Origin of the sequence: Bradyrhizobium sp. 40, from assembly GCF_023100925.1 — a bacterium.
In the GTDB taxonomy this organism is placed as follows: Bacteria; Pseudomonadota; Alphaproteobacteria; order Rhizobiales; family Xanthobacteraceae; genus Bradyrhizobium.
Genome location: NZ_CP064688.1, coordinates 1,500,243 through 1,515,190, shown reverse-complemented (window position 1 = coordinate 1,515,190; position 14,948 = coordinate 1,500,243). Strand labels below are relative to the sequence as shown.

Annotated in this window: 15 protein-coding genes and 1 other RNA gene; 3 read left to right on the top strand and 13 right to left on the bottom strand. The window is 64.5% G+C overall.

Annotation, left to right across the window (positions count from 1 at the left end):
• Positions 1-2: 2 nt before the first annotated feature.
• Complete coding sequence (locus tag IVB40_RS07130) at positions 3-1,778, bottom strand: acetolactate synthase 3 large subunit (RefSeq protein ID WP_007600983.1); 1,776 nt, start codon at positions 1,776-1,778, stop codon at positions 3-5.
• Positions 1,779-2,108: 330 nt separating this feature from the next.
• Positions 2,109-3,065, bottom strand: coding sequence for a tRNA (adenosine(37)-N6)-dimethylallyltransferase MiaA (gene miaA, locus IVB40_RS07125; RefSeq protein ID WP_247818468.1), 957 nt, complete (start codon positions 3,063-3,065; stop codon positions 2,109-2,111).
• 11 nt (positions 3,066-3,076) lie between these two features.
• Between miaA and serB the strand changes: the two genes are divergently transcribed.
• Positions 3,077-3,982 (top strand): phosphoserine phosphatase SerB, encoded by a 906-nt coding sequence (gene serB, locus IVB40_RS07120; protein WP_247818467.1) that lies wholly within the window; start codon positions 3,077-3,079, stop codon positions 3,980-3,982.
• 111 nt (positions 3,983-4,093) lie between these two features.
• Here serB and IVB40_RS07115 read toward each other — a convergent pair whose 3' ends face one another.
• The 11 genes from IVB40_RS07115 to IVB40_RS07065 form a co-directional block, all read right to left on the bottom strand.
• Positions 4,094-5,593 carry a Do family serine endopeptidase gene (locus IVB40_RS07115; RefSeq protein WP_247818466.1) on the bottom strand — a complete coding sequence of 500 codons (1,500 nt, stop codon included), beginning with the start codon at positions 5,591-5,593 and terminating at the stop codon, positions 4,094-4,096.
• A gap of 144 nt (positions 5,594-5,737) precedes the next feature.
• On the bottom strand, positions 5,738-5,944 hold the full coding sequence (locus IVB40_RS07110) for a DUF2065 domain-containing protein (protein WP_007600979.1): 207 nt from the start codon (positions 5,942-5,944) through the stop codon (positions 5,738-5,740).
• 71 nt (positions 5,945-6,015) lie between these two features.
• The gene (locus IVB40_RS07105) at positions 6,016-6,912 is read right to left on the bottom strand and encodes a protease modulator HflC (RefSeq protein ID WP_018454336.1); all 897 of its coding nucleotides are present in this window, start codon (positions 6,910-6,912) and stop codon (positions 6,016-6,018) included.
• Positions 6,909-8,045 carry an FtsH protease activity modulator HflK gene (gene hflK, locus IVB40_RS07100; protein ID WP_027570796.1) on the bottom strand — a complete coding sequence of 379 codons (1,137 nt, stop codon included), beginning with the start codon at positions 8,043-8,045 and terminating at the stop codon, positions 6,909-6,911. The genes IVB40_RS07105 and hflK overlap by 4 nt, the downstream gene beginning before the upstream one ends.
• Positions 8,046-8,199: 154 nt before the next feature.
• Positions 8,200-8,709 carry a dihydrofolate reductase gene (locus IVB40_RS07095; RefSeq protein ID WP_247818465.1) on the bottom strand — a complete coding sequence of 170 codons (510 nt, stop codon included), beginning with the start codon at positions 8,707-8,709 and terminating at the stop codon, positions 8,200-8,202.
• Positions 8,709-9,194 carry a GNAT family N-acetyltransferase gene (locus IVB40_RS07090; protein ID WP_247358800.1) on the bottom strand — a complete coding sequence of 162 codons (486 nt, stop codon included), beginning with the start codon at positions 9,192-9,194 and terminating at the stop codon, positions 8,709-8,711. The genes IVB40_RS07095 and IVB40_RS07090 overlap by 1 nt, the downstream gene beginning before the upstream one ends.
• 5 nt (positions 9,195-9,199) lie before the next feature.
• Positions 9,200-9,994 carry a thymidylate synthase gene (locus IVB40_RS07085; RefSeq protein WP_007613362.1) on the bottom strand — a complete coding sequence of 265 codons (795 nt, stop codon included), beginning with the start codon at positions 9,992-9,994 and terminating at the stop codon, positions 9,200-9,202.
• Between the two features lie 221 nt (positions 9,995-10,215).
• Positions 10,216-11,781, bottom strand: coding sequence for a tripartite tricarboxylate transporter permease (locus IVB40_RS07080; protein WP_007600973.1), 1,566 nt, complete (start codon positions 11,779-11,781; stop codon positions 10,216-10,218).
• Between the two features lie 7 nt (positions 11,782-11,788).
• Positions 11,789-12,550, bottom strand: a complete 762-nt coding sequence (locus tag IVB40_RS07075) for a tripartite tricarboxylate transporter TctB family protein (protein ID WP_247818464.1) — start codon at positions 12,548-12,550, stop codon at positions 11,789-11,791.
• A gap of 95 nt (positions 12,551-12,645) precedes the next feature.
• A complete protein-coding gene (locus tag IVB40_RS07070; RefSeq protein WP_027519544.1) occupies positions 12,646-13,176 on the bottom strand; it encodes a chromate transporter in 531 nt (176 codons plus the stop codon).
• Positions 13,173-13,790, bottom strand: coding sequence for a chromate transporter (locus IVB40_RS07065; protein WP_247818463.1), 618 nt, complete (start codon positions 13,788-13,790; stop codon positions 13,173-13,175). The genes IVB40_RS07070 and IVB40_RS07065 overlap by 4 nt, the downstream gene beginning before the upstream one ends.
• Before the next feature lie 84 nt (positions 13,791-13,874).
• Here IVB40_RS07065 and ssrA point away from each other — a divergent pair.
• Both ssrA and IVB40_RS07055 read left to right on the top strand, forming a co-directional pair.
• Positions 13,875-14,241: a transfer-messenger RNA gene (gene ssrA / locus IVB40_RS07060) on the top strand.
• A gap of 114 nt (positions 14,242-14,355) precedes the next feature.
• Positions 14,356-14,874, top strand: coding sequence for an SspB family protein (locus IVB40_RS07055; RefSeq protein ID WP_247818462.1), 519 nt, complete (start codon positions 14,356-14,358; stop codon positions 14,872-14,874).
• Positions 14,875-14,948 lie beyond the last annotated feature (74 nt).

The following is a 14,948-nucleotide window of genomic DNA, read 5'->3' as shown; positions in this document are numbered from 1 at the left end:
CATCACACCAGCGCCTTGCCGCCGGCGAACGCCTTTGCGGTGGCTTCGTCGTTCGCCTGCTCCGGCAACAGCATCTCGTTGTGCGCCTTGCCGGAGGGGATCATCGGGAAACAATTTTCCAGCGACGCGACGCGGCAGTCGAACAGCACCGGGCGCTTGACCGAGATCATCTCCTGGATGGCGCCGTCGAGATCGCCGGGCTTGTGCACCTGGATGCCGACGCCGCCATAGGCTTCCGCGAGCTTGACGAAGTCCGGCATCGCCTCCGAGTAGGAATGCGACAGGCGGTTGCCATGGAGCAGCTGCTGCCACTGCCGCACCATGCCCATGTACTGGTTGTTCAGGATGAAGATCTTGATCGGCAGCTCGTACTGCACCGCCGTCGACATCTCCTGCATCGTCATCTGCACCGAGGCATCGCCCGCGATGTCGATGACGAGGCTGTCGGGATGGGCAACCTGCACGCCGACCGCGGCCGGCAAGCCGTAGCCCATGGTGCCGAGACCGCCCGAGGTCATCCAGCGATGCGGCTCCTCGAAGCCGTAGAACTGCGCCGCCCACATCTGATGCTGGCCGACCTCGGTGGTGATGTAGGTGTCCCTGCCGCGCGTCGCCTCGAACAGGCTCTGGATCGCGTGCTGCGGCAGGATGACGTCGTTGCTCTTCCTGTAATACAGCGAGTTGCGGGCCCGCCACTGCGCGATCTGCTGCCACCACGCCTTGATGTCGGGCTTCTTCGCCTCCGCCTTGAACACCTGGAGAATGTCGCCGAGGATGTTGCCGCAGTCGCCGATGATCGGCACGTCAACGCGGATGTTCTTGTTGATCGAGGACGGATCGATGTCGATGTGGATCTTCTTCGAGCCCGGCGAGAACGCGTCAACGCGGCCGGTGATGCGGTCGTCGAAGCGCGCGCCGACGCACAGCATGACGTCGCAATCATGCATGGTCATGTTGGCTTCGTAGGTGCCGTGCATGCCGAGCATGCCGAGCCAGCTCTTGCCCGACGCGGGATATGCGCCGAGGCCCATCAGCGTGGAGGTGATCGGAAAGCCGGTGACCTCGACCAGCTCGCGCAGCAGCCTGGTGGCTTCAGGGCCGGAATTGATCACGCCGCCGCCGCTGTAGATCACGGGGCGCTTGGCGCCTGCGAGCAGCGCCACGGCCTTGCGGATCTGCGTCGCATCGCCCTTCACCCGCGGCGCGTAGGAGCGATGCACGTCGGATTTGCGCGGCGGATGATAGGTGCCGGTCGCGAACTGCACGTCCTTGGGCACGTCGACGAGCACCGGGCCCGGTCGCCCCGTGGTCGCAACGTAGAAGGCCTCGTGCAGCACCTTTGCGAGATCGTTGACGTCGCGCACCAGCCAATTGTGTTTGGTGCAGGGGCGCGTGATGCCGACGGTGTCGCATTCCTGGAACGCGTCGTTGCCGATCAGATGCGTCGGCACCTGGCCGGAGATGCAGACCAGCGGGATCGAATCCATCAGCGCGTCGGTGAGCGGCGTCACCATGTTGGTGGCGCCGGGACCGGAGGTCACCAGTGCAACGCCGGGCCGGCCGGTCGAACGCGCATAGCCCTCGGCGGCGTGACCCGCACCCTGCTCGTGGCGGACCAGGATGTGCTGGACTTCGCTCTGCTGGAAAATCTCGTCGTAGATCGGGAGCACCGCGCCGCCGGGGTAGCCGAAAATGTCGGTCACGCCATGATCGATGAGCGCGCGGACGATCATCGCGGCGCCGGTCATCTGGTTCGGATCGTGGCTCTTGTCGCTCATTGGCTTGCTCCGGATGCGCTGTTGTCAGCGGCTTCGTTCGTGTCGGGTTTTCGAAAATAAAAAAGGCCCCGAAGAGGGCCCATGCACACCGCCTGTCATGTGGATGGCAGCTAGCCACCCCCGGCGGTGTGCCTGGGTACGACGGCGATAAGGAGTTTGGTAATAATGTTACGCATGGCAGGTGTCCAGCTTCCCAAAGGTTGCGCGAAACATAGCGGCCGGAGCCCCGATGTCAAGGCAATGTGGCCGTTCCCGCGCGATTTTGGCAGTGTAGCGGTGTTCCCGGGGTTGGGCGAGAGGTAAATTCGGGAGCCGAGGCACAAAAGCGTGTCAGCCTTGGTCCCGTGCCGCGTTCACGATCGCGGGCAGCCAGCCTCGAATCTCCTCCGGCTTCACCCACTCGAATTCGGGCAATTGGTGCCGGAACCAGGTGAACTGCCGCTTGGCGTAGTGGCGGGTGTCGGCGCGGCCGATGGTAGCCGCTTGCTCCAGGCTGAGCTCACCACGCAGATGCCGGACCAGGGCCGGCACGCCATGAGCTTTCATCGCCGGCAGCAGCGGATCGAGGTTTCGGGCGGCGAGACGCTCGACCTCCTCCAGCGCGCCAGCACCCAACATGGCATCGAAGCGGGCGTCGATGCGCGCATAGAGCTCGTCGCGTTCGGGCGCGAGGAACACGGCGCGAAAACTGTCCTTCGGCAGCAGCGGCGGCTGGCCCTCATGGTGCCAGTCCAGCAGCGAACGGCCGGTGGCTTTGACCACTTCGAGCGCGCGCGCAATGCGCGTGCGATCACGCAGGTTCAATCGCTCGGCGGCTCGCGGATCGGAGGCTGCGAGTTCCGCATGCAGCGCCTCGACGCCGTTCCGCTCCAGCCGCGCTCGAACGTCCTCGCGCACCTCGGCGGGGATCGGCGGCACCACGGAAAGGCCCGCCGTCAGCGCCTTGAAGTACAGCCCGGTGCCGCCGATGAAGATCGGCAGGCGGCCTTCGGCTTTCGCCACTTCGAGCGCCTTGGCCGCGTCGCCCACCCAGGCGCCAGCCGAAAAATTCACGGCCGCATCGACATGGCCGTACAGGCGATGAGGCGCCTGCGCCTCGTCGCCATCTGTGGGGCGCGCGGTGATGATGCGGAGGTCGCGATAGACCTGCATGGAATCGGCATTGATCACGACCCCGCCCGCAGCGAGCGCAAGCTCGAGCGCCAGCGCCGACTTGCCGCTGGCGGTCGGGCCTGCGATAAGCACCGCCTTGCCAACATGCCTTCTGCCGACTTGCCCCTCGCTCACGAAAACCTCAAATGTCCCTCGTTGCCACGCTGATCTGTAACCCGAATAACCCCGCGCTCGACTCGACCATCGTCGACGGCACCCGCGCCGTGCTGCCTCAGGCAGCTCCCGCGCACTGGCTGTTCGACGGGGTTGCAGTCGATATCCCCTTCGGCGCCGACAGTAACCTCGAAGGCGACCGTCACGCCATCGAACAGCGGCTCCGCGAGCTTCGCGGCGACCTGCCCATCGACATCGTGGTGCAGCCAGTCGGCTTCCGGCGCAAGAAGCTTTTTCTCGCCGACATGGATTCTACCATGATCGGCCAGGAATGCATCGACGAGCTCGCCGATTTCGTCGGGGTGAAGGCCCATGTGGCAGCCATTACCGAACGCGCGATGCGCGGCGAAGTCGAGTTCGAGCCGGCGCTGCGCGAGCGCGTTGCTCTGCTCAAGGACCTCCCCGCCAGTGCCGTCGACGAGGTGCTGGCCAAGCGCATTACGCTGACGCCGGGTGGCCGCGAACTGGTCGCCACCATGCGCGCCCACGGCGCTTACGCCTGTCTCGTCTCCGGCGGCTTCACGCTGTTCACCAGCGCGGTCGCCACCAGGATCGGTTTCCAGGAGAACCGGGCCAATGAGCTCGTCGTCCGCGACGGCAAGTTCACCGGCGAGGTGAAGGAGCCGATTTTGGGGCGCGCGGCAAAGCTCGCGACGCTGGTGGATCTGATGGAGTCGTTCGATCTCGACGACATCGACTCGCTGGCGGTCGGCGACGGCGCCAATGATCTCGCGATGATCCAGGCGGCGGGCCTGGGCGTGGCGTATCACGCCAAGCCGGCGGTGGCTGCTGCCGCAGCGGCGCGGATCGATCATGGCGATCTCACCGCGCTGCTGTACGCGCAGGGGTATCGACGCGAGGAGTTCGTGGAGGCGTAAGTCTTACCGCACGCCCAACTGCTGTAGGGTGGGCAAAGGCGCATTGGCGCCGTGCCCACCACTCTTGCAGCAGTGGTGGAAAAGTGGTGGGCACGCTTTCGCTTTGCCCACCTACTGCACGCTCAGCGCGACAAACCGCAGCTCGCCGTCGGCGTTCGAGACCAGCAGCAGCACCGACTTCTTGCCGTCCTTCTTGAGCTGGTCGACCCGCTTCTGGATGTCGGCGCCGCTGGAGACGCTCTCCTGCGCCACCTCGACGATGACGTCGCCGGCGGAGAGGCGCTTCTCGGCGGCATCCGAATTAGCGTCGACATTGGTGACGACCACGCCCTTGACGCTGTCCTTGATCTTGTAGCGCGTACGCAGATCCTTGCTCAGCGCCGCGAGATCGAGGCCGAGCGCCTTCTGTGTCACGGTCTTTTCAGGTGCGGGCTCGTCGGTCTTCACTGCGGCCTGCACCTTGTCGGGATCCTGCAGCCGGCCGAGCATGACCTTCTTGGTCTCCTCCTGACCCTTGCGGATGATGACGACATCGACCTCCTTGCCGACCGCGGTGTCGGCGACCACGCGAGAGAGATCCTTGGGGTCCTTGACGTCCTTGCCGTCGAACTTGACGACGACGTCGCCGGGCTCGATGCCGGCCGGTTTGGCAGGGCCCTTGTCGTCGACGCCGGCAACCAGCGCGCCCCGCGGCGGCTTGATGTTGAGGCTCTCGGCGATCTCGTCGGTGACGCTCTGGATGCGCACGCCCAGCCAGCCGCGGCGCAATTCGCCGAACTGGCGGAGCTGGTCGACGACACCCGCCACCGTCTTCGACGGTACGGCGAAGCCGATGCCGATCGAGCCCCCGGAAGGCGAGATGATCAGCGTGTTGACGCCGATGACGTCGCCATCGAGGTTGAACAGCGGACCGCCGGAATTGCCGCGGTTGATGGAGGCGTCGGTCTGAATGTAGCTGTCGTAGGGACCTGAGGAGATGTCACGGTTCTTCGCCGAGACGATACCGGCCGTCACGGTGCCGCCGAGGCTGAAAGGATTGCCGATCGCGACGACCCAATCGCCGAGGCGCAGCTTGTCGGAATCGCCGAACTTTACCGACACCAGCGGTTTCGACGGCTTGAACTTGAGCACGGCAAGATCGGTCTTCTTGTCGACTCCGACCAGCTCGGCCTTGATCTTGGTCCCGTCGTTGAGGATGACGTTGATCTCGTCGGCGTCCGCAATGACGTGGTTGTTGGTGACGACGACGCCTGACGTGTCGATGATGAAGCCACTTCCGAGCGAGTTGGTCTTGCGCGGCGCCGGGCTATTCTCGCCGCCCTTGCTGCCGCCGCCGGGACCCTTGCGATTCTTGAAGAAGTCGTCGAAGAACTCCTCGAAGGGCGAACCGGGCGGCAGTTGCGGCATGGCATTCCCACCGCCCCCGCCCTTGGCTTCGACGGTCTGCGAGGTCGAGATGTTGACGACCGCGTCGATCACCTTTTCGGCGACGTCGGCGATGCCATCCGGTCCGCGCGCATAGGCCGGTGTGCCGAATGCGCTGAAAACGCCAACGGCGAGCGCGGCCAGCCCTAAGCGCAAACGGGTCGGGGCAATGGTGGCAGCGGTCATTGTGATCTCCAGGAAACAAGGATTCGGCGTCAAGACTGCGCTCGAACGGGGGGACGGCGCAAGCGCGGACCTTAACGGGCCTCAAGACCCGGACAATAAGGCGAAAACCGGTCCCTCGCCTTCACTTTGGCGTTGGTGCGACGGCTAAATTGGACGTCGCATAACCCAGATCAGGACCAGGCCGGCCACGGCCGAACCGATGCCAACCGCCCGCAGGACATTGTCCGGCGTGGCCATCGCGCTTTTCATGGCCTTGCGCATCCAGGCCGGGCTTGCCGCGAACATCAAGCCTTCCAGCACGAACAGGATGCCCAAACCGATGAGGAAGTCGGTGAACGCAATGGACCTCATCGGATTGGAACCTCCCGTTGTGCTGTTCTTGTCTGAACGAAGGGCGGCCAGACCTGCCGCCCTTGTCTCACTTACGGCTTCGCTGGCGTCGTGGTCGCCGTCTTGCCGGACGGGTTACCAAAGAACCGGAAGAAATCCGAGTCCGGGCGCAGCAGGAAGCGGGTGTCGTTCGCGCGCAGCCCGGTTTCATAGGCCGCCATCGAGCGGTAGAAGGCGAAGAAATCCGCGTCCTGGCCGTAGGCTTCGGCGAACAGACGGTTGCGCTCGGCATCGCCGACGCCGCGCGTCTGCTCGGCCAGCGACCTTGCATCCGCCTCGATCACGGTCGCCTCGCGGTCGGCCTTGGAGCGGATCTCCTGTGCTTTCTGGCCGCCCTGCGCGCGGAACTCGGCGGCTTCGCGCTCGCGTTCCGTCTTCATGCGCTGATAGACCGCCTGGCTGTTCTGCTCCGGCAAATCGGCGCGGCGGATCCGGACGTCGACGACCTGGATGCCGTAGCCGTCGGCCTCGTGGTCGAGCTGATCGCGGATGCGCTGCATCAGCTTCTCGCGGTCGTCGCGGACCACGTTGATGAAGGTGACCTCGCCGAGCACGCGGCGTAGCGCCGCGTTCAAGAGCGTGGTGAGCTGGATGTTGGCGGCCTGGATCGAGCCGATGCTCTGATAGAAGCGAAGCGCGTCCTTGATGCGGTAACGCGCGAAGGCGTCGACCACGAGCCGCTTTTGGTCGGACGCGATCGCTTCCTGCGACGGGTTCTCCAGATCGAGGATGCGCTTGTCGATGTTGATCACCGAATTCCACGGCGCCTTGAAGTGCAGGCCGGGAGCGGTGACGACGTCGACGGGCTTGCCGAACTGCAGCACGATGGTCTGCTCGGTCTGCGCCACCGTGAACAGGGACATGTAGCCCACGATCACGACGAGCAGGAGGCCGAGCAGCGTGACGATGCCTGTGACCGGAGATCTCATCGGTTGCCTCCGGTCGTCTGCTGGCCGGTTGCAGGTGGCCGCTTGGTCGTCAGTTCGCTGAGCGGCAGATAAGGCACGACGCCCTGGCCCGACTGGCCGCCGTCATAGATGAGCTTTTCCGAGCCGCCGAGCACGCGCTCCATCGTCTCCAGATAAATCCGTTCACGCGTCACGTCGGGCGCCTTCTTGTATTCCTCGTAAACCTTCAGGAAGCGCGAGCTCTGGCCCTTGGCCTCGGCGACCGTCTGCTCCCTGTAGCCTTCGGCGGCCTGCATGATCTGCGCCGCGCGTCCGCGTGCCTGCGGCACGACCTGGTTGGCATAGGTCTGCGCCTCGTTCTGCAGCTGCTCGAGATTGGCGCGCGCCGCCTGGACGTCGCGGAAGGCGTCGATCACCTGCGCCGGCGGGTCGACCTTCTGCATCTGCACCTGGCTGATCTGAATGCCGGCGCCGTAGCTGTCCAGGGTCTTCTGGATCAGTTCCTGCACGCCCTGTTCGGTGACGTTGCGCGCACCGGTCAGGATCGGCTGGATCTGCGAGCGGCCGATCACCTCGCGCATCGCGCTCTCGGCGACCGCCTTCACGGTGCCTTCGGGATTCTGAATGTTGAAGAGGAAATCGCCGACGCCGTTGGGCTTGATGCGCCAGAGCACGGTGAAGTCGACATCGACGATGTTCTCGTCCCCGGTCAACATCAGGCTCTCTTCCGGCACGTCACGAATGGAGCGGCCGCGCCGCGCCGGATCGTCGATCAGCGTCATGCCGATCGAGATGGTGGAAACGCGCAAGGCCTTTGGCAGCAGCACGGTCTCGATCGGATAGGGCAGATGGTAGTTCAGGCCGGGCTCTACGGTGCGGACATGCTTGCCGAAGCGCAGCACGACGCCGAGCTCTTCGGACTGCACCCGGAAGAAGCCCGACAGCAGCCAGAACGCGACGATGAGCAGCACGATCAGCGTGATGCCGATGCCGGAGAAATAGCCACCCGGCATGATCTGCTGGAGCCGATCCTGGCCGCGCCGCAGAAGGTCTTCCAGATCCGGCGGCCTTGGCCCGACCGGTTGCGGGCCGTTGCCCCATGGTCCCTTCGGACCCGAGCCCCATGGGCCACCGCCCTGATTCTTCCACGGCATTCGAATCTCTCCTCGGCAGGGTGAAATTGCCCCCCGCCCGCTTTGTCCGGTCCGGCTTTATAGGGGACAGGCAGGTCCCTTACAACGCAGCCATCGCCGCCCTCCGAGCTAAGCTTGGGGGCAGAAAAGTCAATGTTAACATTGGCAAATGCGGTTAATGGCCCGCCCGCCGACGATATGTCACATAGGAGTAGTCGGCGCTGTCGTGGGGTCCGGCAGGATGACGGATGCGCTCCACCTCATCCCACTCGGCCCTGTCGATGCCGAAATGCGTGTCGCCCTCGGGGCGGGCATGCACTTCCGTGATTTCGAGGCGATCGGCGCGATCGAGCCATCGCCGGAAGATTTCGGCGCCGCCAATCACGGCGATCTCGGTGACCGAACGCCGCAGGGCATCGCCGCGCGCGATGGCGTCTGCCTCATCAGTCGAGGTCGTCACGATGGCGCCGGCGGCGCGATAATCCGCATCGCGCGTGACGACGATGTTGGTGCGGCCGGGAAGCGGCCGGGGCAGGGATTCGAAGGTCCTGCGGCCCATGATCACGGGCTTGCCGATCGTGAGCGCCTTGAAGCGCGCCATGTCGGATTTCATTCGCCACGGCATGGCGTTGCCGGCGCCGATGACGCCGTTCTCCGCGATCGCGACGACGAAGACGATCTCCATCAGGACGCGCTCCCGGTAAGCCGCGTCAACGCAGGCCCGGTGACGCGGCACAGCGTCCAGTCGTCCAGCATGACGGCACCGAGGGATTTATAGAAGGCGATCGACGGCGCGTTCCAGTCGAGCACCGCCCATTGCAGCCGGGACCAGCCGTTTTCGACGCATTCCCTGGCAAGGTGCACGAGCAGAGCCTTGCCGAGGCCCCTACCCCGATGCGACGGCCGCACATACAAATCCTCGAGATAGATGCCGTGGCGGCCGCTGAACGTCGAGAAATTCGCAAACCACACCGCGAAGCCGACCGGCTCGCCGTTCCACTCGGCGAGGGCGCAATGGAGTTGCGGTCGCTCGCCGAACAGGGCGTCGGCGATGTCAGCCTCGGTCGCCTCGACCTCGTGCGAAAGCTTTTCGTACTCGGCGAGCTCGCGGATGAAAGCGAGAACCAGCCCGGCTTCGCCGGGACGCACACGGCGGATATTGAGCGACATCGACTTCAGACCGCGACCGCGGCCTTGATGTGCGGATGCGGATCGTAGCCGACGAGCTCAAAGTCCTCGTAACGGAAGGAGAAGATGTCCTTCACGTCGGGGTTGATCCGCATCACCGGCAGCGCGCGCGGCGCGCGCGTGAGCTGGAGCTTCGCCTGCTCCAGATGGTTGGAATAGAGATGGGTGTCACCGAATGAATGCACGAAGTCGCCGGGCTTCAAGCCCGTGACCTGCGCCACCATCATGGTGAGCAGCGCGTAGGAGGCGATGTTGAAGGGCACGCCGAGGAACACGTCAGCCGAGCGCTGATAGAGCTGGCACGACAGCTTGCCGTTTGCGACGTAGAACTGGAACAGGCAGTGGCACGGCGGCAGCGCCATCTTGTCGACCTCGGCCGGATTCCAGGCCGAGACGATCAGGCGGCGCGAGTCCGGATTGCGCTTGATCATGTCGATGACGTTCGCGATCTGATCGATACTGCGTCCGTCCGGCGCGGGCCAGGAGCGCCACTGATGGCCGTAGACGGGGCCAAGATCGCCATTGGCGTCGGCCCACTCGTCCCAGATGGTGACGCCGTTGTCGCGCAGATATTTGATGTTGGTATCGCCCTTCAGGAACCACAACAGCTCATGCACGATCGCCTTCAGCGGCAGGCGCTTGGTGGTCAGCATCGGAAAGCCGGCAGACAGGTTGAAGCGCATCTGATGGCCGAACACCGACAGCGTGCCGGTGCCGGTCCGGTCGGTTTTTTCGGCGCCGTCTGAAAGAATCCGCTCGAGCAGGTCCTGATACTGGTGCATGTGCGTGAGCCTTTGGGGAGGCGGCGAATTTAGCGGCCGCCCCCACGCTGCGACAGCGGCGATTCGCCATCCCTGGGCATTATACCCGGAAAAGTGAGCGTTCCCGGTGCAAACGACAAGGGGCGGAACTTAGCGTCCCGCCCCTCGTCTATCAGATTGATCCTGCTGGCCAACTTGCCGGCTTGGGTTCGAGCCACGGCGCGCCGGCAGGCGCGTCGCCCTCAGTTCTCGGATTCTGTGAACACCTCGTCGCGCTTGGCACGCAACGCGGGCAGCACCGTGAGCACCAGGAGGAAGGCCGCGATCGCCAGCAGCACGGCCGACAGCGGACGCGTCAGGAACACGCTCCAATCGCCGCGCGAGATCAGCAGCGCGCGGCGCAGATTCTCTTCCATCAGCGGTCCGAGCACCATGCCGAGCAACAGCGGCGCCGGCTCGAAATCGTGCTTGATCAGCCAGTAGCCGACCAGACCGAACACGCCTGCGAGGATGACGTCGACCGGCGCGTTGTTCACCGAGTAGATGCCGATCGCGCAGAAGATCACGATCGAGGGGAACATCAGCCGGTAAGGGACGCGCAACAGCCGCACCCAAATTCCGACCAGCGGCAGGTTGATGATGATCAGCATCAGATTGCCGATCCACATCGAGGCAATCATGCCCCAGACCAGTTCCGGCTGCTTCTGCATCACCTGCGGACCCGGCACGATGCCGTGGATGGTCATCGCGCCCACCATCAGCGCCATCACGGCGTTGGGCGGGATGCCGAGTGTCAGCAGCGGGATGAAGGAGGTCTGCGCCGCGGCGTTGTTGGCGCTTTCCGGTGCCGCCACGCCCTCGATCGCGCCACGGCCGAACCGCGACGGGTTCTTGGCGATCTTCTTCTCGAGCGTATAGGACGCAAAGGACGCGATGACAGCGCCACCACCCGGCAGGATGCCGAGGATCGAGCCGAGCACGGTGCCGCGCAGGATCGCAGGCGCCGAGTCGATCAAATCCTTCCTGGTCGGCATCAGGCCGGTGATCTTCTGCTGCACTAGGTCGCGGTTCATCTCGGCGCCGGCATCGAGATTGCGGATGATCTCGGCGAAGCCAAACACGCCCATCGCCACCGTCGCAAAGCCGAGACCATCGGCGAGTTCCGGAATGTTGAACGCCATGCGCGAGGCGCCGGTCTCGATGTCGGAGCCGACCATCGACAGCATCAGGCCGAACACGATCATAGCGATCGCCTTCAGCACCGAGCCCTTGGCCAGCACCACCGCGAAGATCAGGCCGAGCACCATCAGCGAGAAATATTCGGCCGGACCGAACGCCAGCGCGAGCTTGGTCAGAGGCGCGCCGAGCACGGCGATGAGCACTGTCGCGACGCAGCCGGCGAAGAACGAGCCGATCGCCGCGATCGCCAGCGCCGGGCCGGCACGGCCCTGCTTTGCCATCTGGTGGCCGTCGATGGCGGTGACGACCGACGTCGCCTCACCGGGAATATTGACCAGGATCGAGGTGGTGGAGCCGCCGTACTGGGCGCCGTAATAGATGCCGGCGAGCATGATCAGCGCGCCGACCGGCGGCAATCCGAACGTGATGGGCAGGAGCATCGCCACGGTTGCGACGGTGCCGATACCGGGCAGCACGCCGACCAGCGTGCCAACCAATGCGCCAATCAGGCACATGAGAATGTTGATCGAGATCGGCAGCGACAGACCGTAGAGCCACCAGGGTGACCACCAGGAGATCTGAAACACCACACCGAAACCGAGCCCCAGATTGTGGAAGAGATCGAACATCACACCCTCACTGAACCAGGAAGCGCGGGAACATCGGCATCGGCAGTCCGAGCACGTAGGGGAAGAGCAGCGCGCAGCCGAGCGTCAGGCAGGCGCCGACGATGACCGCTTCGACCCAGCGCGTCTCATGCGTGCCCATCGCCGCGATCAGGAAGCTCGAGAATGCCGTAACCACCACCCCAAGCGGACGAATCGCCAGCGCGAAGAAGACGATCGAGATCATCACGAAGAGCGGCCCGCGCCAGGCATAGTGCGCCATGCTCGGCCCGTCGGTCAGCAGTCCCGTCAACGCAATGCCCGCGCCAAGTGCGACGAGCAGCCCGCCAAACATTCGCGGCGCGGTGCCGGCGCCGAAGGAGAAGCCGCGCATCCCCTGCAAATCGCTGGAAGCCCACAGCGCGAACAAGGCGAGCGCCAGCAGCACGATCCCGCCGACATAATCCTGCGCCGACCTGATCGTCATGAAGAACGTGAGAATAGCCACCGCAAAGATCGGATAGGAATAGATCAGCGCCAGCAGCACGTCGGATGACGCCTTCTTAGTGTCACCGCCGACCGCCCCGAGCAACGCGCCGGGCGCCCCCGCGAGCAGCGCCGTAGCGTGGCTGATCACGACAGCGGCCGGGCCGCGTCCGGCGCCCCAGCCAAAGATCGTCCCGAACGACCAGATGAACTCGAAAATCTGCGGCGCTATGGCCAGCAGACAAAAGCTGATCACCACCGAGGTGTTTCGGTTGGCTGTCGCCGAGTGGCCCATCGTATCGGCCATGCATGTCTCCTCCGCGACCCGTAAGCCACGAGCAATGTTGTTCTAATCGGCTGGAAATCGATGCCCCCGCCCGGATCCCTGCCTAGCCATTTTCATTACACAATGCCAGCAAAACCCAACAAGCCCCCGACCAGCAAAATCCATAGTGGATTGATGCGCGAGACGGATGCGACCACTGCAACCGTCGCGGTCAGGAGCAGCGCAGCAAGCGTGCGATCGGTCGACTCGGCGAGGATCAGGGCGCTCGCCGCCATCAGGCCGATCGAGAGCGGAACCAGTGCAGCCTGGATCAGCCCGGGCCAGCGCGATTGGCTCGGGCGATTGAGGAGCCGGCTGACATAATAGGCAAGCAGCGCGGTGGGCAGGCACATGGCCAAGGTCGCCGCCAGGGCGCCGGGGATGCCGGCGACGGCATAGCCGATCAACGTGACGATAAGTACGTTCGGACCTGGTGAGAGCTGCGCGATCGCATAGGCGTCGGCGAACTGCTTGTCGGTCATCCAGTGATGCACGTCGACAGCGATGCGGTGCATCTCGGGCACGGCCGCCGCGGCGCCGCCGACTGCGAACAGCGACATCAGACCGAAGGTCGAGATCAGCGCCCAGATCGGGTTCTCCGCGTTCATGCTGCTACCTTCCGCCGCATCAGGAAAATGGCGCTGACGCTGACGGGGATCGCGACCAAAAGCACGGCCTGGAGCGGCAGGCGAAGGACGCCGATGGCGAGGAAGACGCTCAGCATCAGGATGAGCGCGACGGCGTCCAGCCGCTTGAGCAGCGGCGTCATCATCCGGAAGACCACCGCGATCAAGAGACCGACGGCCGCACAGGAGATGCCCGCGAGAATGCGGCGCAGCACCTCCACATCGCCGAACCGGGCGTAGACGATCGCGAGCACCGTCATGATCAGCGTGGGCGGCAGCAACAGCCCCGCGAAGGCGGCAATGCCGCCGGCGATCCCGCGCAGCCGCGCGCCGAACACCATCGACAGATTGACGATGTTGGGCCCAGGCAGGAAATGGCAGAGCGCAAACGTCTCGTTGAACTCGTCCGCCGTCATCCAGCGGTGCTGCTCGACGATGGCCTGCCGGGCGAAGACCAAAACCCCGCCGAAGCCCGCCAGCGACATCCGGGCGAAGGCCAGGAACAGCGCGAGCAAGCCCGGCGGAACGGCGCTGGTGGCTGGACGGTCCAGTTCGTGATCTCGGTGTTGGGCAGCCGGTGCGGAATCCTCGGACATGTCAGGAGCTTAGAACGCCGGCCGGCGCGCGGCCAAGCCTGTCGGGAACCTATCCAAAGGGAACCTCGGGATGGCCGCTCGAAACACCTGTTATTTGAAACCTTTGCCCCCTATATTGGGGGTGCCGGTTCGCCGGCTATGGAAATAAACGGTCGTCGCAATAAACCATTCGGACCCGGGGGCGGTACCCGGCGCCTCCACCAAAGCCCACCAGCGGGCTAGCCCTGAAAGCGGGTTTTGGCGGGGGCGAAATAGGATCGACGAGGGCGTAAAGGGCGTTCTTTTTCTCGGTATTGTTCCGCCGTTATCGGGCTATGCAATAGTTGCCAACGACAACTTTGCTCCGGTTGCTCAGGCTGCGTAACGCAGTTTGAAAGACCATTCTGAAGTCCTAACGGGTTAAGCTCCGTTAGGCGGGGTTCGGAGGCACCTGGCAACAGAAGCCTCCACTTACCTCTTATTTCCTACCCCGCGGGGACTCCTGTTGGCCCGTCAGGCGCGGTACTATTGCGGCTTGGCGAGTCGGGCCGGCAGGGCCCAGCTCCTGGAATGCAACAGGACCACCATGGCGACCGATCATATCCGATACGATGTGCTGGCCCGCGACGCGCTACGCGGCGTGCTGCGCAAGGTGCTGACCGATGCCGCGGCTCATGGCCTGCCGGGCGAGCACCATTTCTTCATCACCTTCGTGTCGAAGGCCGAGGGCGTGAAGCTGTCGTCGCGGCTGCTGGCGCAATATCCGGAAGAGATGACGATCATCCTGCAGCACCAGTTCTGGGATCTGACCGTGCTCGAGGACCGCTTCGAGGTCGGCCTGTCCTTCGGGGGCATTCCGGAGCGGCTGATCGTGCCGTACAGCGCCATCAAGAGCTTCCTCGATCCGTCCGTGAAATTCGGCCTCCAGTTCGACACCTCCGATGTCGCCGACGTCTCGCCCGAGACATTGCCGGCCGCTCCCGCCCCGTCCGCGGTGGCGGTGCCGACGCCTGCCACTGAACCTGCGGAAGGCACCGAAGAGCCGGCGGCTCCGAACCAGGGCGGCGCCGAAGTCGTGCGATTAGATCGTTTCCGCAAGAAATGATCTAGATCGGGCCGGAGCCCGTCGCGGGCGGCCAAACTCCCTATATAGAGGCACATGAAGAGGCCGCGCGGCAT